The organism is Stenotrophomonas sp. 3(2025) (assembly GCF_052665395.1).
The window spans coordinates 149,385-168,884 of record NZ_JBQOIF010000008.1; the positions used below are offsets into that span (position 1 = coordinate 149,385).

21 protein-coding genes and 1 pseudogene are annotated in these 19,500 nt (G+C 65.8%); 15 read left to right on the top strand and 7 right to left on the bottom strand.

What is annotated here, in order from left to right; genetic code table 11:
* Positions 1-150: 150 nt before the first annotated feature.
* The gene (locus ACUXVE_RS08745; protein WP_445514232.1) at positions 151-1,128 is read left to right on the top strand and encodes a hypothetical protein; all 978 of its coding nucleotides are present in this window, start codon (positions 151-153) and stop codon (positions 1,126-1,128) included.
* Between the two features lie 61 nt (positions 1,129-1,189).
* Here the strand turns inward: ACUXVE_RS08745 and ACUXVE_RS08750 are convergent, their stop codons facing one another.
* Together ACUXVE_RS08750 and ACUXVE_RS08755 are read right to left on the bottom strand one after the other, a co-directional pair.
* Entirely contained in the window at positions 1,190-2,512 is a 1,323-nt protein-coding gene (locus tag ACUXVE_RS08750) for an XVIPCD domain-containing protein (RefSeq protein ID WP_445514233.1), read from the bottom strand.
* On the bottom strand, positions 2,509-3,162 hold the full coding sequence (locus tag ACUXVE_RS08755; protein ID WP_222389044.1) for a hypothetical protein: 654 nt from the start codon (positions 3,160-3,162) through the stop codon (positions 2,509-2,511). The genes ACUXVE_RS08750 and ACUXVE_RS08755 overlap by 4 nt, the downstream gene beginning before the upstream one ends.
* A gap of 484 nt (positions 3,163-3,646) precedes the next feature.
* On the opposite strand from ACUXVE_RS08755, the gene ACUXVE_RS08760 reads away from it, so the two are divergent.
* A complete protein-coding gene (locus ACUXVE_RS08760; RefSeq protein WP_445514234.1) occupies positions 3,647-4,153 on the top strand; it encodes a GNAT family N-acetyltransferase in 507 nt (168 codons plus the stop codon).
* 30 nt (positions 4,154-4,183) lie between these two features.
* Here ACUXVE_RS08760 and ACUXVE_RS08765 read toward each other — a convergent pair whose 3' ends face one another.
* Together ACUXVE_RS08765 and ACUXVE_RS08770 are read right to left on the bottom strand one after the other, a co-directional pair.
* The gene (locus tag ACUXVE_RS08765) at positions 4,184-4,621 is read right to left on the bottom strand and encodes an acetyltransferase (protein WP_445514235.1); all 438 of its coding nucleotides are present in this window, start codon (positions 4,619-4,621) and stop codon (positions 4,184-4,186) included.
* Positions 4,622-4,727: 106 nt separating this feature from the next.
* On the bottom strand, positions 4,728-5,450 hold the full coding sequence (locus tag ACUXVE_RS08770; protein ID WP_220387492.1) for an OB-fold protein: 723 nt from the start codon (positions 5,448-5,450) through the stop codon (positions 4,728-4,730).
* A gap of 222 nt (positions 5,451-5,672) precedes the next feature.
* On the opposite strand from ACUXVE_RS08770, the gene tadA reads away from it, so the two are divergent.
* The 4 genes from tadA to ACUXVE_RS08790 all read left to right on the top strand — a co-directional run bounded on the left by tadA (position 5,673) and on the right by ACUXVE_RS08790 (position 9,072).
* Positions 5,673-6,197 (top strand): tRNA adenosine(34) deaminase TadA, encoded by a 525-nt coding sequence (tadA, locus tag ACUXVE_RS08775; RefSeq protein ID WP_445514236.1) that lies wholly within the window; start codon positions 5,673-5,675, stop codon positions 6,195-6,197.
* Between the two features lie 75 nt (positions 6,198-6,272).
* On the top strand, positions 6,273-6,845 hold the full coding sequence (gene orn / locus ACUXVE_RS08780; protein WP_025879267.1) for an oligoribonuclease: 573 nt from the start codon (positions 6,273-6,275) through the stop codon (positions 6,843-6,845).
* 114 nt (positions 6,846-6,959) lie between these two features.
* A complete protein-coding gene (locus ACUXVE_RS08785; RefSeq protein WP_093819144.1) occupies positions 6,960-7,832 on the top strand; it encodes an EcsC family protein in 873 nt (290 codons plus the stop codon).
* Between the two features lie 124 nt (positions 7,833-7,956).
* On the top strand, positions 7,957-9,072 hold the full coding sequence (locus ACUXVE_RS08790; RefSeq protein ID WP_445514237.1) for an alkene reductase: 1,116 nt from the start codon (positions 7,957-7,959) through the stop codon (positions 9,070-9,072).
* 75 nt (positions 9,073-9,147) lie between these two features.
* On the opposite strand, the gene ACUXVE_RS08795 is transcribed toward ACUXVE_RS08790, so the two are convergent.
* Together ACUXVE_RS08795 and ppsA are read right to left on the bottom strand one after the other, a co-directional pair.
* The gene (locus ACUXVE_RS08795) at positions 9,148-10,041 is read right to left on the bottom strand and encodes a mechanosensitive ion channel family protein (RefSeq protein WP_445514238.1); all 894 of its coding nucleotides are present in this window, start codon (positions 10,039-10,041) and stop codon (positions 9,148-9,150) included.
* Positions 10,042-10,191: 150 nt separating this feature from the next.
* Positions 10,192-12,570 (bottom strand): phosphoenolpyruvate synthase, encoded by a 2,379-nt coding sequence (gene ppsA, locus ACUXVE_RS08800; protein WP_180830985.1) that lies wholly within the window; start codon positions 12,568-12,570, stop codon positions 10,192-10,194.
* A gap of 145 nt (positions 12,571-12,715) precedes the next feature.
* On the opposite strand from ppsA, the gene ppsR reads away from it, so the two are divergent.
* The 3 genes from ppsR to ACUXVE_RS08815 all read left to right on the top strand — a co-directional run bounded on the left by ppsR (position 12,716) and on the right by ACUXVE_RS08815 (position 14,794).
* Positions 12,716-13,537 carry a posphoenolpyruvate synthetase regulatory kinase/phosphorylase PpsR gene (ppsR, locus tag ACUXVE_RS08805; protein WP_025879262.1) on the top strand — a complete coding sequence of 274 codons (822 nt, stop codon included), beginning with the start codon at positions 12,716-12,718 and terminating at the stop codon, positions 13,535-13,537.
* A gap of 215 nt (positions 13,538-13,752) precedes the next feature.
* A complete protein-coding gene (locus ACUXVE_RS08810; RefSeq protein ID WP_099784603.1) occupies positions 13,753-14,265 on the top strand; it encodes a DUF1249 domain-containing protein in 513 nt (170 codons plus the stop codon).
* Positions 14,266-14,305: 40 nt separating this feature from the next.
* On the top strand, positions 14,306-14,794 hold the full coding sequence (locus tag ACUXVE_RS08815) for an NUDIX hydrolase (protein ID WP_093819148.1): 489 nt from the start codon (positions 14,306-14,308) through the stop codon (positions 14,792-14,794).
* A 132-nt stretch (positions 14,795-14,926) separates the two neighbouring features.
* On the opposite strand, the pseudogene ACUXVE_RS08820 reads toward ACUXVE_RS08815, so the two are convergent.
* A pseudogene (locus ACUXVE_RS08820) lies at positions 14,927-15,133 on the bottom strand (methyltransferase); the annotation flags it as partial.
* Positions 15,134-15,526: 393 nt separating this feature from the next.
* Between ACUXVE_RS08820 and ACUXVE_RS08825 the strand changes: the two are divergent.
* From ACUXVE_RS08825 to ACUXVE_RS08850, 6 genes are read left to right on the top strand one after another with little or no spacing between them, the layout of a single operon-like run.
* Positions 15,527-16,141 carry a CDP-alcohol phosphatidyltransferase family protein gene (locus ACUXVE_RS08825; RefSeq protein ID WP_093819149.1) on the top strand — a complete coding sequence of 205 codons (615 nt, stop codon included), beginning with the start codon at positions 15,527-15,529 and terminating at the stop codon, positions 16,139-16,141.
* A gap of 22 nt (positions 16,142-16,163) precedes the next feature.
* Positions 16,164-17,237, top strand: coding sequence for a class III poly(R)-hydroxyalkanoic acid synthase subunit PhaE (gene phaE, locus ACUXVE_RS08830; protein WP_445514239.1), 1,074 nt, complete (start codon positions 16,164-16,166; stop codon positions 17,235-17,237).
* Between the two features lie 3 nt (positions 17,238-17,240).
* Positions 17,241-18,308 carry a class III poly(R)-hydroxyalkanoic acid synthase subunit PhaC gene (locus ACUXVE_RS08835; protein ID WP_445514240.1) on the top strand — a complete coding sequence of 356 codons (1,068 nt, stop codon included), beginning with the start codon at positions 17,241-17,243 and terminating at the stop codon, positions 18,306-18,308.
* A complete protein-coding gene (locus ACUXVE_RS08840; RefSeq protein ID WP_222389056.1) occupies positions 18,305-18,673 on the top strand; it encodes a YfeK family protein in 369 nt (122 codons plus the stop codon). Before ACUXVE_RS08835 ends, ACUXVE_RS08840 begins: the two co-directional genes overlap by 4 nt.
* Positions 18,674-18,723: 50 nt before the next feature.
* Positions 18,724-18,927: a PspC domain-containing protein gene (locus ACUXVE_RS08845; protein ID WP_025879254.1), complete on the top strand. Its 204-nt coding sequence runs from the start codon at positions 18,724-18,726 to the stop codon at positions 18,925-18,927.
* Positions 18,924-19,376, top strand: coding sequence for a hypothetical protein (locus tag ACUXVE_RS08850; RefSeq protein ID WP_025879253.1), 453 nt, complete (start codon positions 18,924-18,926; stop codon positions 19,374-19,376). The genes ACUXVE_RS08845 and ACUXVE_RS08850 overlap by 4 nt, the downstream gene beginning before the upstream one ends.
* Positions 19,377-19,500: the final 124 nt, after the last annotated feature.

A 19,500-nucleotide genomic window follows, 5' to 3' on the forward strand; every position in this document is an offset into this window, starting at 1 on the left:
GCACCGCAGCCGCAACCGGCGACGGGCGTCGCTCCGGAAGCCGTCGCCGCTGAACCCGCGAGTGCACCGGCACCTGCGGCAGCACCGATTGCGGCAGCACCTATGGCACCGCCGGCCGACGTTGCCTCCACCAATGCTGCGCCTGTCGCAATGGCTCCTGTCGCAGCCCCACCGGCTCCCGCGCAGGTGCCGGCCCCGGCTGCCGCCGTCGCACAGTCGCCCGACACCGCGCCAGCCTCTGCGCCGGTCCCGCCACCCGCGCTGGCCCTCGTCGCACCGCCGATCATCCCGTTGGCACCGGACCAGGCCGCCGAGCGCCAGCTCGGTGCGCGCTGCCCGGTCGATCTGGCCGGTCGCCTGGCACCGCAGGGCGATCTGATGATCGGCGCCTGCCAGGGCGCGTTGCCGCCGCACCTGGCGGCGCTGCTGGTGGCCTTGCCTGAGCAGGACATCCACCTGCCGCGCAGCTGGCGCGAGCGCGAAGTGCGCCAGAAGGCGTGGTTCAAGGCCGTGGCCGGCATGGGCCAGCGCCCGGACTTCATCGCCCGCCTGGGAGATATCTGGGTGCGTTCGTTTGAAGGTGCGGATGCGTCGACGACCACCTACCTGGTCTCGGCGCCGTTCGACTGTGCCGATGGCGCACTGCCAAATGAAAACACCGCAGAGCCCGTCCGACTCGCAGCCGGCAGTTGCGGGCAGGCCTACGTCCGCCAGCGCGTGTACCAGGTGGGCAGCGATGGCGTCCCGCAGGACATCACTGCAATGGCAATGCCGGCGGCACCGTCGATCGCCGAGGCCGATCGTGCCCGTCACCGCACCCGCGAAGGCAGGATCAGCCTGGACCACAGCAAGTTGCAGTACGGGCCGGCCATGCGCTGGTTCGTGCAGTACCCGGAATCACCGCAGAAGACCGGTCCGCACAGCTTCAGTGACTGGAACCGCGAACACCTGGCCTTCGTGGTGTGGAACGGCAACCGCTTCGAGCTGCGCGATACCATGACGCGCGCGCAGTGGCCGTGTGATCCGGTGGCGCCGGGCGACAAGGCCTGTGGCGGCTTCCCGGACTCGGGCCCGGATGCGTACGTGCTGGCAGGGCCGGCGGCGAACTCGGCGGTCTCCAGCCCCTGATCGACCGCAGAAATGACGGGAGCCGGCAGTGCCGGCTCCCGTTTTCATTCCAGCAAGCGTCTCAGGCGTGCAGGCTGCGCTGGGTCGCCTGGGTCTGTTCCAGATGCTGCTCGCGTGCAAGGGCTTGGCCGGCAGCCTGCTGCTCGATGCGCTGGCTGCTCTGCTCCAGCGGCGTGTTCATCGCAACGGCTGTGTCCACCGATACACGCAGATGGGCAGGGTCACCCCCCTGGCCCTGCACCGCGAAGCTGCGCGAGGCATCGGCGTTCATCACCACTTCGTCGATGCGCTTGCCGCCCGCGGCATGCATTTCGGCGGCCAGGCTGCCGGCCAGCTGCGTACTCATCACATCCGGCACGCGGCCGACGCGCACGTCCTGTGCATGTACGCCACGGATCGCGTCGTTGAATAACGGATTGCCCAGATGATTGGCATCGTCCAAGCGCAGCATGCTGGTGTGATGGCCGTTCTTCTCCGCTTCGCGGCGTGCCGGCTCACCGGGCTGCAGCGGGCCACGGATGTGGTCGTACAGATCGATTGCTCCGCCAGGGATGCCGCGTGCAGTACGGGTGACGCCGCGGCGCAGTGATTCCACGTCGTCGCGGTACTCCTCGATCATCTTGGCGTTGTCTTTCGCCAGTTGCTGCGTTTCCGGATGCTTCAGTACCGAGCCGTCGTTGAGGAAGTTGCCCAGTTTGTGCGCGCCGAACGAACTGCCTGCTGCAAGGATTGGACGATCCGGGATCAGGTCGCGCAGCGGGTGGTTGCTGAAGCCGGCCGCTGACAGCCTCTTGATCTCATCCGGGTTGGCGTAGATGCGTACTTGGCCGAAGTGGGGCGAGGCAGCACTGACCGGATCGGACGCCATGACGTGGTTGATCATGGTGTTGCCGCCTTCGGGGATGCGGTAGCTGAGGCTGACCGCACCATAGGCGTTGAAGGTCTCACCCTTGACGTTGAAGTGGTGCGAGGTGATCTGGGCAAGGGCGCCGCCGAGGGAGTGGCCGGTGACGGTGACCTGGGGAGTATGTCCACCATTCAAGCGGGACTGAAGTGCGGCAGATTCAAGCGTTCTCTGGGTCAATGCGATCGCGTCAGGTGCCTGTACATTGGTGCGCGCTACCACCATGCCGCCATCGGTCAGGATCGCATCGCGGGCAATATCCTCCGTGCCACGATGGGCAATGACGATCTCTTTGCTGTCTACGCGCTGATAGACGGTGCCCTGATAGCCGTTGAGCCGGTTGTCGACATGCTCGAGTATTTTGTACTCATGGCCGTTGAGCGTGACCTTTTCTTCCTGGCCGGGTGCACGTCGGCCGACGGCGCGGTCCTTGTAGGCGTCATCGGATAACGCAGCGTAGTCCTGGGAGGTGATGGTCACGGTGCCACCTCACTCGCAGAAAGGCTGATCGTGAACAGCTTGTCCTGCAGGTCGGCGGCATAGCCGCTGCGATCAGGCTCACCACTGGCCGGGAAATTGGGAACGCGATCTGCCCGCGGATAGACCAGTTCCGGATAGTAGAGCGTATGCGCGCTGCCGTCGGTCAGCGGCTTGGCATCGACGAAGGTCAGGAAGCGAGTTTCGTCTTCGGCGCCGGTTGCTTTCAGCATGGCACCGGCTCCGCTGAATTCCCATCTGCAGACGCCGCGGCCGTAGTAGTCCTCATCCAGCATACGGTCCACATACAACGTGCCGCGATACTCGCCATCGGCAACCTTGCGCAGCTGCACCGGTTCCTGGCTGGTGATGCGCGCTGCGGTGCCTGTGGCGGGCTCGATGTGACCGCACTGGTCTTCGTTGATGACGTCGTACTGCGCGACGCCCTCGACCACCGCGAAATCGCCGGGGGCATCCTTCAGGCGCAGCACCAGTTCATAGGCCTTGCGCGGGCTGGGGTTGAGCTTGGCGAGGCCACGCCCGCCCTGGGCGACATCGGCTTCGGCAGCGGCACGTTCCTGGTTCATGGCGGACTCCGGGTTGCAGGCGGTCAATAAAAGCAGAGCAAGGCACGGAAGCATCTTGGGGCGCAATGTCGGCCTCCCTGGGGCATAGAGGGATATATGGAGCAGGCCACTCTCCGCGCGAGATTCTGCGCAGTGATCATGGTTGAGAGTAACGCGTCACGCAGATCGACCTGGTAGCGCGTCGGGTTTTTCTCGCCGCTTGCGCCATGTCCGGCAATCTCTTCGATGCGGGGGGGGACATGCATCAGGAGCGATTCGACGTTCATGCGCTCCCTTTGGCGTGATACGGCGTGGTACATCCATGTCCATGCATCCTTCCCTGTTGACAGGTCCGGCGATTATGGAGTGCCCGGGAAAGCTGGCGCCAGCCGTCTCTGGACAAGGGGGGCGATTTATTGACGCATTCGGCGAAGGGTGATGCCAGGGAATCGACTGCGGCACAGGCGAATCGATAGCGCCAAGGCGTTTCAATGTCACGATCGGCTCTCACTATCAATTTGTGACTTGAATCATGAATTCACACCTTCCTTACCCTGACAAAGTGCCTGCCATGAACCTTGCAATCCGCGCAGAATCCATCGACGACCATGTCGCCATTCACAAGCTCACCGAAATGGCGTTCCGCGATGCTGTCCACAGCAGCCATACCGAACACCACATCGTCGACGCATTGCGTGAGCGCGGCGAGCTGAGCATCTCGCTGGTGGCAGAGGAAGCGGGCCAACTGGTGGGTCATGTCGCGCTGTCCCCGGTCAGCGTGCAGGACGACAGCCAGGGCTGGTTCGGGCTCGGGCCGATTTCGGTGCTGCCGCAGCAGCAGGGGCGCGGCGTGGGCACGGCATTGATGCGGGCCGCGATCGAGGCGCTGCGCAAGAAGGGCGCGCGCGGCTGCGTGCTGTTGGGCGAGCCGGCCTACTACGGGCGCTTCGGCTTCCGTGCCGTGCCGGATCTGGTACTGCCCGGCGTGCCGGCGGCGTATTTCCAGGCCCTGTGCCTGCAGCCACCGATGGCACAGGGGGAGGTGCGTTACTCGCCGGCGTTCGACGTGGTTGCCTGACCGGGGAACGGCCGGCGTTCCAACCGCCGGTCAGCCTGGATGGCGCAGGTGGATGAGGGGATACGGACGACCCTGCGAATCCACCGGCGAGCGCCCGGTTTCGATGAAACCCATGCGCCGATAGAAGCCCACGGCCTGCGCATTCTGCGCGTTGACGTCGGTGGTCAGTTGCGGCTGCAGTGCCAACGCATGCTGCAGCAGCTGGCGGCCGATACCGGTTCCGCGCACGTCGGGATCGATGAACAGCGCTTCCATGTGCGAGCCGTCGATCAGCATGAAACCCTGCGGCTGGTCCTGGTCGCCGACGGCCACGACCATCGGGGCCTGTGGCAGGAAGCCGGCAACTTCAGCATCGATCGCCTGGCGGTCATCGGTACTGAGGAAATCATGGGTAGCATCGACGGCGCGACGCCAGAGATCGACGAGAGCGTCACCATCGGTGACGCGGGAAGGGCGCAGGGTGGTCATGGGATCGGCCAAGGTGCTTCGGAGTACCCGGATTGTACCGGTGCGACACCCGCAAAACAGAAAGCCCCGCCGAAGCGGGGCCTTGGATGTCACTGTTTGCTGCGCCTTACTGCACGGTGCAGCCGGACAGTGCCGGGAAGCCGATGACTTCGCCATTACCGGTGCAGGCGAGCGTGACCTTCTGGCCCTTCTTCAGGCTGGCAGCCACGTCCTTGGGCAGGTCGCTGGCCTGCACGAAGCCGAACGGCTTGGCGCTCAGCTGCACGACCGGCTTGTCCATGAAGTCCGAGCTGATGGAGTCGACCGTGCCGGAAACCAGCAGCGCCTTGCCCTTGTACTTGCCATCGGCGGCGATCTCGTTGTCCTGGTAGTCGCTGAACATCGTGGTGGCGGTCACCTCCACAGCCGAGGCGGAGGGCGTAGCGGCATCGTTGGTGACGGCGGTGGCTGCCGGCTCTGCAGCCTTGGCGGCAGCATCTGCCTCCGCGGCGGCTGAAGAGACGCTGGCTTCAGCAACGGCCGCATCGTACTGGCCCTTGCTCTGCGCACTGATGCCGCTCACGGTGCCGGCAAAGATCGCCAGGCCGACGAAGTACACGATCGGCGAAACGATGATCGAGCCCAGCAGCTGGAACAGGCCCTTCATGGCGCCGCCCTTGGCCATCGCGACGATGGCGAGGATGAAGGCCACCAGGTTCAGCGGCCAGCCCAGGAACAGGCCCAGGCCGGGGAACGGGACGAGGAAGCACAGCCAAGCGATCGCCAGCGTGATCCATGCGGCTTTTCCGGCAGGACTGGCCTGCACGGTGGTTTCTGCAACTGCGTTCAAAACTACCCCCTGTAGAGATCGAAAGGTGAAATCGCTGCCGGCAAGCAGCAGTGCACAGTCGTCAGATGACGAAAATGCGATCGTAGCGTGAAGGAGTCTTCACGGCAGATCAAGCGGCGATGCAGCGTTTGCCGGTGCGGCGCTCCGCATCGGCGCAGCGGAAGCGCCAGAAGGCCTGCGCTACACTACGCGCGCGCTCATTCCTTGAATCCGAGAAACGCCATGACTGATACCTTGGGCGTGCCGGTGCACGACATCGACGAGAGCTGGATGCGCCACGCATTGGCATTGGCCGAACGTGCGCAACGCGAGTTTGACGAGATTCCGGTCGGCGCGGTGCTGGTGGGAGCCGACGGCCAGCTCCTGGGCGAGGGCTGGAACCTCAACATCGCCTCGCACGACCCCAGCGCGCATGCCGAGATCGTGGCCATGCGCGAGGGCGGGCGGATGCTGGCCAATCACCGCCTGATCGGCAGCACCCTGTATGTCACCCTGGAGCCGTGCGCGATGTGCGCGATGGCGATCGTGCACGCACGCGTGGCGCGCTTGGTCTACGGTGCCAGCGACCCCAAGACGGGCGCCTGCGGCAGCGTGTTCGATCTGGTCGCTGACGCCCGCCACAATCACCGGGTGGAGGTCCATGCCGGTGTGCTGGCCAAGGAGGCGGGCAACCGCCTGACCAACTATTTCAGGGCCAAGCGTGGCAAGCCGCCGCTGCTGCTGGAGGACCACGCTGGCGAGGGCTGAGTGGCGAAAGGGTATGATGGCCGCCACTTCCCATTACCGGCCGGCCTCGTGCCTGCCCAGCAACGAGGCGACACGATGGCAGAGAACGGCGCGGCCAACGAGCGGCTGATCTGGATCGACCTGGAAATGACCGGGTTGGATACCGACAACGATTCGATCATCGAGATCGCCACCGTGGTCACAGATGCCCAGCTCAACGTGCTGGCCGAGGGCCCGGAGTTCGCCATCCATCATCCCCTGGAAACGCTGGAAGCGATGGACGAGTGGAACCGCAACCAGCATCGTCGTTCGGGCCTGTGGCAGCGCGTCATCGACAGCACCACCACGCTTGGCCAGGCCGAAGCGCAGACCGTGGCCTTCCTGGCGCAGTGGATTCCGGCCGGCGTGTCACCGATGTCGGGTAACTCCATCTGCCAGGACCGCCGCTTCCTGCACCGGCAGATGCCGCGGCTGGAAAAGTACTTCCACTACCGCAACCTGGACGTGTCCACGGTGAAGGAACTGGCCAAGCGCTGGGCGCCAAGCGTGGCTGCGGGCGTGGGCAAGAACAGCAACCACACTGCACTGAGCGATGTGCACGATTCGATCAACGAGCTGCGCCACTACCGCCAGTTCATGGGCGCGCTGTCGGGACTGCCGAGCCCGTGAGGGGGAGTGCCAGGCGCTGGCCGGCAATCGCCTGATCCCCGCCGGCCGCGCAGGGTTGTCGTCCGGCGGCCGGCACCACCCTGCGTTCAACTCCCTGTCGCTAAGATCGGCCGCATGAACGAGCCCATTCTGCTGCCCCGCGATATCGTCCACGACGCGGGTGACTGGTCTGACCTGCAGCGGGCGGTCGCGCTGCTGGAAGCCCCCACGATCACCGCGCGCATGGCCAACCTGGTCGGAACGCCGCTGGAGTTCGCGGTGAAGGCGCTTCCCACCTCGGTGTCCAACCGCATCCATGGTGCGGTGCAGGCGGCGTTGTCCAAATCCGTGCAGGCCGCGCTGTGGAGCATGGACAACACCCCGGGCAAGAGCGCCTCGACGCGTTGGCACAAGCTGGCGGCGGCGACGTCCGGCGCGGTGGGTGGGGCGTTCGGTTTCGCTGCGCTGTTCATCGAGCTGCCGGTGTCGACCACGATCATGATGCGCGCGGTAGCCGACGTTGCCCGCAGCGAAGGCTTCGATCTATCGCAGTTCAGCACCCGCCAGGCCTGCCTGGAGGTGTTTGCACTGGGCGGCAATTCGCCGCGCGACGATGCCAGCGAGACCGGCTACTACCTCGCCCGTGGTTTCACCACCGATGTCATGCGCCACCTCTCGGCCGAACTGGCCGGGCGCGTGGTGACCGGACGTGACCTGACCCTGGGCGTGGCGCCGAAGGAAGCCGGCAAGCTGCTGGCCAAGGTGGTGGAAAAGGTCGCCGCCCGTTTCGGCGTGGTGGTCACCGAGAAGTTTGCCGCGCAGGCGGTACCGATCGTCGGTGCGGCAGCCGGCGCGACGCTCAACACCATGTTCACCGACTACTACCAGGACATGGCCCGCGGCCATTTCATCGTGCGCCGGCTGGAGCTGAAGTACGGCGAAGAGGTCGTGCGAGACTGCTACGACCGCATCGCACACGGCGGGGCGTTGATCGAGCCGACGTTGTAATCCACGCCACGCGTGGATGCGGCATCGTTGCCCCGGCGGCACAACTGTTTTGCGCGGACGCGCCTGTTGCGCGCGCAGCGCCATCCCCATCCTTGCCGGCAATCCCCCGTAAGAGAGTGCCGCCATGTTGTTCACCCCCCACCGCCTGGGCGCGCTGACGCTGCCCAACCGTATCGTGATGCCGCCGATGACCCGCTCGCGTGCGGCGGCCGGCAATGTCGCCACCGTGCAGATGGCCGAGTACTACGCCCAGCGCGCTGGTGCCGGGCTGATCGTCAGCGAAGGCACCCAGATCAGCCCGCAGGGCCAGGGCTATGCCTGGACCCCGGGCATCCACAGCGACGAACAGGTGCAGGGCTGGCGCAGGGTCACCGATGCCGTGCACGCGGCCGGTGGGCGCATCTACGCCCAGCTCTGGCATGTCGGCCGCGTCTCCCATGTGGCCCTGCAACCGGACGGCGCGGCGCCGGTCTCTTCCTCGGCCCTGCTGGCCGACGGGGTGAAGGTCTTCGTCGACCCCACCGGTGCCGGTCCGGAATCCGGCGTGGGCGAGATGATCCAGCACTCGATGCCGCGCGCGCTGGGCGAGGACGAGATTCCGGGCGTCGTGGCCGACTATGCGCAGGCTGCCCGCAATGCCCTGGCTGCCGGATTCGATGGCGTCGAGCTGCACGGCGCGAACGGCTACCTGATCAACCAGTTCATCGACTCGCAGGCCAACCAGCGTACCGATGGCTATGGCGGCGCGCTGCGCAATCGCCTGCGCTTCCTGCGCGAAGTGGTGCAGGCGGTGGTCGATGTCGCTGGCGGCGAGCGTGTCGGCGTGCGTCTGGCGCCGCTGACCACGCTGCAGGGGGCGGTGGATGACACGCCGCAGGCGACCTATCTGGCTGCCGCACACCTGCTGGGCGAGCTGGGTGTGGGTTACCTGCACATCGCCGAGGCCGACTGGGAGGATGCCCCGTTGATGCCGGTCGCGTTCAAGCAGGCGCTGCGGATGATCTATCCGGGAACGCTGATCTACGCCGGCAAGTACACTGCCGAGCGTGCCAGGCAGGCGCTGGAGGAAGGCTGGGCCGACCTGATCGGCTTCGGTCGGCCGTTCATCGCCAATCCCGATCTGCCCGATCGCCTGCGCAGCGGCGCGGTGTTGAATTCGCCCGATCGCGCGACGTACTTCGGTGGTGGCGCGGCGGGATTCACCGACTATCCGGTGCTGGAAGAGGCAGTCGAGGCCTGAAGCAGCGTCCGCCGGGCATGGCCCGGTGCTACCGATGACAGTGGATGGGTGCCGACCGTTGGTCGGCACTGCCGATCAGGGCTTGTCGCGCACCAGTGCATCGGCCTCGACCACGCCGCCATCCCTGCCATGCAGGTACAGGTGCATGTCCTGCTGCGGATACGGGATGTTGATGCCGGCCTTGTCGTAGCCCAGCTTGATCTGTTCGAGCAGGGTGACCTTGGTGCCGAAGTGATCGGCCGACTTCACGTAGCAGCGGATGCCCAGATTGATCGCGTGCGCACCCAGCTCGTACACCACCACGTCCGGTGCCGGCGTCTGCAGCACGCGCGGGTCGGCCTTCATCAGCGCCAGTGCGGTATCACGCGCCAGCTGGATGTTGTCTTCGTAACCGATGCCCACCACCAGCTCGACGCGGCGGGTGGGCTCTGCGGTGAGGTTGATGATCGGTGCGGCGGTGATCAGCGTGTTCGGAATGGTGGTGTGCTGGTTGTCCGCGCCGGTGATCACGGTCTGGAAAATGCGTACCTCGCGAACCGTGCCGGTCTGCCCGGCGATGGTCACCACATCACCCACGCGGAACGGACGCAGGGTCACCAGCATCACGCCCGAGGCGATATTCGACAGCGAATCCTTCAGCGCCAGGCCAACGGCGAGGCCGGCGGTACCGAGCACGGCCAGCAGCGGAGTGATCTGCACGCCCAGCGTGCCGATGGCCAGGATCACCACGATCACCAGCGAGGCCGCGTAGACCACGTTGCGCAGGAAGCTGCCCAGCATCGGGTCCACGCCCATGCGCGAGGTGGCGCGCGGCATGGCATTGGACAGCCGTCGTGCGAGCCACATGCCGACCAGCAGCACCACGATCGCGGCCAGCAACGGCACGCCGTAGGTCTCCAGCAGGCGTTCCCAGTCGAGTGAGCGGAACCAGGAGGTCGTGGCGGGGGAGGGTGGGGCAGCGGCGATCATGCGGACTCCTTTGCAACGGGAACAGGTGCGACGGAAACATGGCGTACGCGGACGCCAGAAACAGCAAGCCCCGCAGAGGCGGGGCTTGCGTGCAGCTTCAGTATGGGCAGGCGTCGATGAAAGCGACGTCAGCCATCACACGTCAACAGGTCACCCCTTGGCCTTCAACTTGGCCAGGCGCAGCCAGGTATCGACCACGGTGTCCGGATTCAACGACACCGACTCGATGCCTTCCTGCATCAGCCATTCGGCCAGATCCGGATGATCGGACGGGCCCTGGCCGCAGATGCCGACGTACTTGCCCTTGGCACGTGCGGACTTGATCGCCATCGACAGCAGCTTCTTCACCGCCGGGTTCCGCTCATCGAACAGGTGCGCCACGATCGACGAATCGCGGTCCAGGCCGAGGGTCAGCTGGGTCAGGTCGTTGGAACCGATCGAGAAGCCGTCGAAGATCTCCAGGAACTCATCGGCGAGCAGCGCGTTGGACGGCACTTCGCACATCATGATGATCTTCAGGCCGTTCTCGCCCTGCTTCAGACCGTTCTGGGCCAGCACCTCGACGACCTTGCGGCCTTCTTCCAGGGTGCGCACGAACGGGATCATGACCCACAGGTTGTCCAGGCCCATCTCGTTGCGCACGCGCAGCACGGCCTTGCACTCCAGTGCGAAGGCGGCCGAGAAGCTCGGATCGACGTAACGGCTGGCGCCGCGGAAGCCGATCATCGGGTTCTCTTCGTGCGGCTCGTAGTTGCTGCCGCCGATCAGGTTGGCGTACTCGTTGGACTTGAAGTCCGACAGGCGCACGATCACCGGGTTCGGCGCGACCGAGGCGGTCAGGGTGGCGATGCCTTCGGCCAGACGGTCCACGTAGAAGCCGACCGGGTCGGAATAACCGGCGATCTTCTCGTCGATCTTCTTCTTCGTCGCCGCATCCTGGCGGTCGTACTCCAGCAGCGCGTTGGGGTGGATGCCGATGTGGCTGGCGATGATCATTTCCAGGCGCGCCAGGCCGATGCCCGCGTTCGGCAGCTGGCCGAAGTCGAAGGCACGTTCCGGGTTGGCCACGTTCATCATGATCTTCAACGGTGCCGGCGGCATGTTGCCCAGATCGGTGGTGGTGCGCTCGAAGCCGAGCTTGCCTTCGTAGATGAAGCCGGTATCGCCTTCAGCGCAGCTGACGGTGACCAGCTGGCCATCCTCGATGACCTTGGTGGCGTTGCCCGAACCGACCACGGCCGGCACGCCCAGCTCGCGCGCGATGATCGCCGCGTGGCAGGTACGGCCGCCGCGGTTGGTGACGATCGCCGAGGCACGCTTCATCACCGGCTCCCAATCGGGATCGGTCATGTCGGCGATCAGCACGTCGCCCGGCTGCACGCGGTTCATGTCTTCCAGCGTCTTCACCACACGTGCCACGCCGGCACCGATCTTGGCGCCCACGGCGCGGCCTTCGGCGAGAACGTTGCCGCCCTTCTCGGTCAGTGCGAAACGCTCGATCTGGGTGGCATGGCTGCGCGACTTCACGGTCTCCGGGCGCGCCTGCACGATGAACAGCTTGCCGCTGACACCGTCCTTGGCCCACTCGATGTCCATCGGGCGGCCGTAGTGCTTTTCGATGGTCAGCGCCTGGCGCGACAGTTCGGCCACGTCTTCATCGTTGATCGAGAAGGTGGTGCGCAGTTCGGCCGGGGTGTCCTCGATCCTGACGCGCTCGCCGGGGACATCCGAGTACACCATGCGGATCGCCTTGCTGCCGAGCGAGCGGCGCAGGATCGCCGGCTTGCCGGCCTGCAGGGTGGGCTTGTAGACGTAGAACTCGTCGGGGTTGACCGCGCCCTGCACGACCATTTCGCCCAGGCCGAACGAGGAGGTGACGAACACCACGTCGCGGAAGCCGGATTCGGTGTCCAGGGTGAACAGCACGCCGGACGCGCCCACGCCCGAACGCACCATCAGCTGCACGCCTGCGGACAGGAACACGTCCTCGTGCTTGAAGCCGTGGTGCACGCGGTAAGCGATGGCACGGTCGTTGTACAGCGAGGCGAACACTTCCTTGACCTTGTGCACGACATCGTCGGCACCGGTGACGTTGAGGAAGGTTTCCTGCTGGCCGGCGAAGGACGCGTCGGGCAGGTCTTCGGCGGTGGCCGAGGAACGCACGGCCACGGCCACGTCGCCGCCGCCGTTGTCGGCGCTCAGCTTGGCGTAGGCAGTGCGGATGTCCTGGTCCAGCTGCGGCTGCAGCGGTGCATCGATCACCCAGCCGCGGATTTCCTTGCCGGCTGCGGTCAGCGCGTTGACGTCCTCGACGTCCAGCGTGGCCAGCTTGTCGAAGATGCGCTTGGACAGGTCGTTGTGCGCGATGAAGTCCTTGAAGGCTTCAGACGTGGTCGCGTAGCCCCCCGGAACGGAGACGCCCAGACCGGCAAGGTTGCCGATCATCTCGCCCAGCGAGGAATTCTTGCCGCCTACGCGGGCCAGGTCGGCCAGACGCAGTTCGTGCAACCACAGGATGTTCTCGTTCAAGCGCGATGCTCCGTTTGGCCATCGCCCGAGGCGGGCTTTGATGGCCGCGTCCGTAGGAAGAAGCCGATATGATGCCGGGCAGACCACCGTCGGCACAAGCTTGTGTTGGCGGCCCTTTTAGGCTTCGTAGGGGGTAAATGCGCGCATGTCGACCATCCGTCCGGTGTTCTACGTTTCCGATGGAACCGGTATCACCGCTGAAACCATTGGGCATAGCCTGTTGACCCAGTTCTCCGGGTTCAGCTTCATTACCGACCGGATGTCATTTGTCGATGATCCCGAAAAAGCCCGCGAAGCCTGTGCCCGGATCCAGGCGGCGGGGGAGCGCTACCAGGTCCGGCCGATCGTGGTGAACTCCTGCGTGGACCAGAGCCTGAGCCTGATCCTGGCCGAAAGCGGGGCGCTGATGCTGGATGTGTTCGCCCCGTTCATCGAACCGTTGGAGCGCGAATTGTCCAGCTCGCGCCTGAACCGGGTCGGCCAGGCCCACGGCATGGTCGACTTCGACACCTACCACCGGCGCATCAACGCGATGAACTTCGCGCTGACCCACGACGATGGCATCGCGGTGAACTACGACGATGCCGACGTGATCCTGGTGGCGGTGTCACGGGCGGGCAAGACGCCTACCTGCATCTACCTGGCCCTGCATTACGGGGTGCGAGCGGCCAACTACCCGTTGACCGACGAGGATCTGGAGAGCGACCGCCTGCCGCCCCGTCTGCGCAACTACCGGCGCAAGCTGTTCGGCCTGACCATCGACCCGGATCGCCTGCAGCAGATCCGCCAGGAGCGCCGGCCCAATTCGCGCTACGCCAACCTGGACACCTGCAAGCGCGAGGTGGCTGCGGCGGAGGTCATGTTCCAGATGGAACGCATCCCGACCCTCAGCACCACCCATACCTCGATCGAGGAGATCTCCAGCAAGGTGCTCGGCACGCTGGGGCTGCAGCGCGAACTGTATTGACGGGTGCGCCACGACCAACGGTCGTGGCCTACCTGCGCGGTTGACGGGTGCGCTACGACCAACGGTCGTGGCCTACCTGCGCGGTTGACGGGTGCGCTACGACCCAGGGTCGTGACCCACCTGCGCGGTGGGTATCGACCGTTGGTCGATACAGGGCCCCTTTGGCCGGGACCGATCAGTCCCCACGTTGAAGGGCCAACGTGTAGGATCAGCCCATGGCCCGAGCATTGCCCCGTACCGAGCGCATTCCCCGCCTGAGCCGGCTGAGCTGGCTCATGGGGCTGTACGCAGAGAACTACCGTCACCTGGTGCGCCTGTTCGCGCCGGCCGAGCTGGTGGCGGGAAGCTACGTCTCTTCGGTGGGCGATGGCCTGGACGTGCGCCTGGACGTGATCGAGTGCCACCGGTACACGGTCGAGCTGCGCCTGACCTATGACCTGGCCGACCCGGTGACCGGTGAACCGGACCCATCGGCCTTCGTCCGCCTGTACCGGGACGCGCGCCAGGCCGAGACCACCCACTGCTACGTCGGCCGCCGCTGGCAGGACACGATGGGCCTGTACCCACCGCCGGCCGAGCTGATCAGCCATCGCATGCGGATGAACACCTTCCTCGGCAAATGGCTGGAATACCTGGCCGAACGCGGCCATGGCGTGGCCACCCTGCGGCGTGATCCAGACGGCAACACCGTGGGTGAGGGCGACCGTCGCCTGTCGCTGGTGCGTTGATCGGCCATAATCCACGGCTGACCCGCCGCCGGACCCGCACATGCCGTATACCCCGATCGTCGCCACCCTGGGCTATGTGCTCTCGCCCGATCGCCGCCAGGTGCTGATGATCCACCGCAATACCCGGCCGGGCGACCACCACCTGGGCAAGTACAACGGCTTGGGCGGCAAGGTCGAGCCGACCGAGGACGTTGCCGCCGGCATGCGCCGCGAAATCGCCGAGGAAGCCGGTATCGACTGCACGGCCATGCGCCTGCGCGGCACCATCAGCTGGCCGGGTTTCGGCAAGCACGGTGAAGACTGGTTCGGTTTCGTGTTCGTCATCGACAGCTTCGAGGGTGCCCCGCACGGCGGCAATCACGAGGGCACCCTGGAGTGGGTGGACGTGGACAAGCTGGACCAGCTGCCGATGTGGGAGGGCGACCGCAACTTCCTGCCGCTGGTGTTCGATGCCGATCCGCGACCGTTCCACGGAGTGATGCCTTACCGGGATGGGCGCATGCAGAGCTGGTCCTTCAGCCGGCTGTGAGGCATTCCGGAGGCCGTTGCGTTCGCCGGGCATGGCCCGGCGCTACCCATCGGGCGCAGCCTCGGTAGCGCCGGGCCATGCCCGGCGGGGAGAGCTTCAACGCCGATGTGCCAGCAGCAGGTGGAAGTGCTTTTACCGCTGCTGGCCGTCATTGCCGGCCGTGCATTCGCGACGCGAGCGCCATGCCGTGACGGTGAAGCCGGACACCCGCAGCGCCAGCTCCACTGCGTCCAGCTCATGCAGTTCAAAGTCCTCGGCAAAGGGCAGGCTACGCATGAATCCGGCATCGCCAAAGGCCAGGCATAGCCGGCCGCCGCGATGCAGCACCCGTGCCAGTTTCGGCCAGCGCAACTGCGCGGCCAGGGTGCGTGCATCCAGCATCAGCATCGTCCGTCGGCAAGGAGTCGGGCGTGGCGGCGGCGGGTCCGCCGCAGACCATAGCGCTGGCGGACCGGCTTGGGAAGTAGGGAAACCCCGGCTTGTGGTGATGAGGAAATGTCCAGCGTCGCAGTCGGTGAGAACCAGTTGTCCACAGGGGGTGTGGATTACGCGTGGGCAACTTTGTGGATAAGCGCTGACAGGCGCCACCCCCCTAGGCTGTCAAGATGGGTGGCGAAAAATTCACCGCCGGTGAGGATCGGTGAGTGTCGGGTGAAGGACAGGGGCAGCCCACGCTGTTGCCGGTGGCGGCGCTCGCGGTACCCTGTGGGCCTTGATGCCCCGTGAGACTTCATGAAACGTCACTTCTCGATGCTGCGCGAGTTCCATCTGGCGGACTGGTTCACCCTCGCGAACGCTTTCTGCGGCACCGGCGCGGTGTTTGCCGCCATGCGTTTCCTGCAGGATGGCGAGCGCGGCTACCTGATGTTCGGCATGGCGCTGATCCCGCTGGCTTTCATTTTCGACGCACTGGACGGCCGCATCGCGCGCTGGCGCAAATCCAGTTCGACTCTGGGCCGTGAGCTCGACTCGCTGTCGGACGTCATTTCCTTCGGTGTCGCACCCGCAGCGCTGGCCTATGCCTGTGGCATGCAGGGCGGCTGGGACTGGCTGGTGTTGAGCTACTTCGTCTGCTGCGGCGTCAGCCGCCTGGCCCGTTACAACGTGACCGCCGAGGCGATGAGCGGTGACGAAGGCAAGGTGAAGTACTTCGAGGGAACGCCGATTCCCACCAGCCTGGCGCTGGTGATCGTGCTGGCGATCGCCGCCGGCACCGATGCCATCGGCCGCGACCTGTGGCTCGGCCAGTGGCAGATTGGCCCTTGGCAGCTGCATCCGTTGGTGCTGCTGTTCGCGTTGTCCGGGTCGCTGATGATCAGCAAGACCCTGCGCATTCCCAAGCCATGACCCAGCCCTGCGGAGGAGCGCGATGACCAGCTCGGCCAACGACGCCGGCAGCAGCGATTTCGAAAATCTGGCCCGCCAGTACTTCGGCGCCTGGGGTGATGCCTTGCGCCATGCCGCCGTGCCGGGAACCCCGGCTGGCGACGACCCGGGCAGCTGGAAGCGCCTGTTCGACTGGTGGGGCCAACTGCTGCCCGGGACCGGTGCTGCCGCGCCGGAAGAGGCGGTGCGGCGGTTCCGCGAACAGGCTGGCAGCTGGTACGGCACCATGCAGGAAGTCGCTGCACGCTTTGCCGGCCGCGATGCCAGCAGTGCCGAGGTCGCCCAGGCCTGGCGTGAAGCGGTGAAGGGGCAGGGCGACGGCATGCTGCAGTGGATGCTGCAGGGGGCCCGCGGCAGCACCCATGTGGACGCTGCTCCGCCCGAGTTCACGGCGTGGTTCCAGCAGTTGCAGACGCTGGCTGGCCCTTGGCTGCAGAGCCCGGCGTTCGGGCCCGGCCGCGAGCACCACGCGCGGTGGCAGGCCCTGCTGCGCGCGCAGGAGGAGTACCAGCAGCATTCGCAGGCCTACGTCGAGCAGATCAAGCAGGCACTGGAAGAGGCCTTCGACCTGTTCGAGCAGCGCCTGGCCGAACACGAGCAGCCCGGCAGCCAGCTGACCAGCGCCCGGGCGATGTTCGATCTGTGGATCGAAGTGGCCGAGGAGGCCTACGCCAAGGTCGCCATGTCCGAGCCGTTCCAGCAGGTGTATGCCTCGCTGGGCAACGCACAGATGCGCCTGCGCGCAGGCATGCAGCGCGAGGTAGAACAGATGAGTGAACGCATCGGCCTGCCCACCCGCAGCGAGATGGATGCCGCCCACCGTCGCATCGCCGAGCTCGAGCGCAGCCTGCGCCGGGTGCAGGCACAGGTGGCGGCGCTTGCCGGTACCGATGCCGTCGATCCGGTGGCCCAGCCGGCGCCTGCCAGGGTCAAGCCCGTCGCGCGCAAGCCTGCAGCGAAGAAGGCTGCAGCGAAGAAGGCTGCAGCGAAGAAGCCTGCCGCGAAGAAAGCGCCAGCGAAGAAGGCCACCACCCGCGCGACCACGCGGAAGTCGTAAGCCATGAAAGGACCGCTGGGCTTCAATGCCGATGACCTGATGCAGGAGACCCTGGCCATGCAGCGCAAGCTGATGGAAGGGTTGAAGCTGTTGCCGCAGGTGGAGGATGTCGGCTATGGCGCCACCGCCCGCGAAGAAGTCTGGCGCGATGGCAAAGTGGTGCTGTATCGCTTCGTCGGCGAGAACGCGCCGGTGCGGCGCACACCGCTGCTGATCGTGTACGCACTGGTCAACCGCCCCTACATGGTCGACCTGCAGGCCGATCGCTCACTGGTGCAGAAGCTGCTGGCCTTGGGCCAGGACGTGTACGTGCTTGACTGGGGTTATCCGGACCGTTCCGAGCGCTACCAGACGCTTGAGGACTATCTGCTGCGCTATATCGATGGCGCGGTGGATGCGCTGCGCGCACGCAGTGGAGGCCCGGTCGACATGCTCGGCATCTGCCAGGGCGGCGTGTTCGCCCTGTGCTACGCCGCACTGCGGCGGCAGAAGCTGGGCAATCTGATCACCATGGTCACCCCGGTCGACTTCCAGACCGCCGACAACATGCTGTCGCACTGGGCCCAGCAGGTGGATGTGGATCTGCTGGTGGATACGCTGGGCAACATCCCGGCCGATCTGATGAATGCCAGCTACCTGATGCTCAAGCCATTCCGCCTGAACGTGCAGAAGTACGTGGGCCTGCTCGACATCCTCGATGACAAGGCCGCGCTGGAGGATTTCCTGCGCATGGAAAAGTGGATCTTCGACTCACCGGACCTGGCGGGTGAAGCCTTCCGCGAGTTCATCAAGCAGTTCTACCAGGGCAACGGCCTGGTCAATGGCACAGTGTGCATCGGCGAAGAGGCGGTGGATCTGTCGCAGGTGACCCTGCCGGTGCTGAACATCTACGCCGAACAGGATCACCTGGTGCCACCGGATGCATCGCGCGCGATGCGTGGCCGGCTGGGCACGCAGGACTACACCGAATCCAGTTTCCGCGGTGGGCATATCGGCATCTACGTCTCCGGCCGCGCACAGCGCGAAGTGCCGGCGACCATCGACAACTGGCTGAAGGAACGCACGCCATGAAGTATTCCCCTCTGCTCGCGCTTGCCCTGGCCCTTGCGCCGGGCGTCGTCGGTGCTGCGCCGAGCGCCGATGCGCGCCGCGAGATCGCGCAGTTGATCGGGAGCCTGGACGGCTCCCAGTGCCAGTTCCAGCGAAACGGCAGCTGGTACGGTCCGGCCGATGCGCGTTCCCACCTTCAGCGCAAGTACGACTACCTGCTGAAAAAGGATATGGTCGACACTGCCGAGCAGTTCATCGAACGTGCGGCGAGCCAGAGCAGCATGAGCGGCAAGGCTTACCGGATCCGCTGCCCCGGCCAGCCCGAACAGACCTCCGCGGCGTGGTTCAGCGCCCGCCTGCAGGCCTTGCGCCAACGCACGCCGTAGACATTGCAGGCGCTACAGTGGCAACAGCCAGTCAGCCGGGAGACCTCGCCATGAACGCTGTGCCGCGCACCCTGTCGCGCTCGCTGAACGACCGCATGATTGCCGGGGTGATGGGCGGCATCGCCCATCGTTTCGGCTGGAACCCGACCCTGGTACGGGTGCTGTACGTGGTGGTCTCGCTGGCGTCGGCCGCTTTCCCCGGCATCCTGGTCTACCTGCTGCTATGGCTGCTGATCCCCAACGAGGCGGATTGAATACCGCGTCCCGTCCCTGGCCGATCTGGCTGCGCGCGCTGCAGGTGCTGGGTGCGCTGTGGACCGTGCCCAATACCCTGATCGGCCTGCTTGGCGGTCTGGCCGGGTTGCTGGGGGGGGCGAAGATGCGCTGGAGCGGTCGTGATTGCGCGGTGGTTTTCGATCACTGGCCCTGGGGCCCGGGCGGAGCGATCACCTTGGGCAATGTGATCCTGCACACCGGCCACGACCTGGGCATGTGCTGTCGTACCTACGCGCATCAGGCGGGGTGGGGCGTGGAGCCGTTGATCCGGCTGGATGACCATGAGCGTGCGCACGTGTACCAGTATCTGGTGCTGGGGCCGCTGTACCTGCCGGTGTATCTGCTGTGTGGTGGTGTCAGTGCGCGTAATCCGTTCGAGCGTGCGGCCGATCATTACGCGCGGTTCGGGCACGGCTGGTGGCCGTAGATTCCAGCCAACGGCGCAGCCCCTCGTGGGTGGGTCGCGAAATGCGATTCATGTGATTGGGCCGGGCGGGGTGGGGTCGCGGGCCACGCCGTAAACCCGTACCGGGGGGCTCGATGGCGCCCTC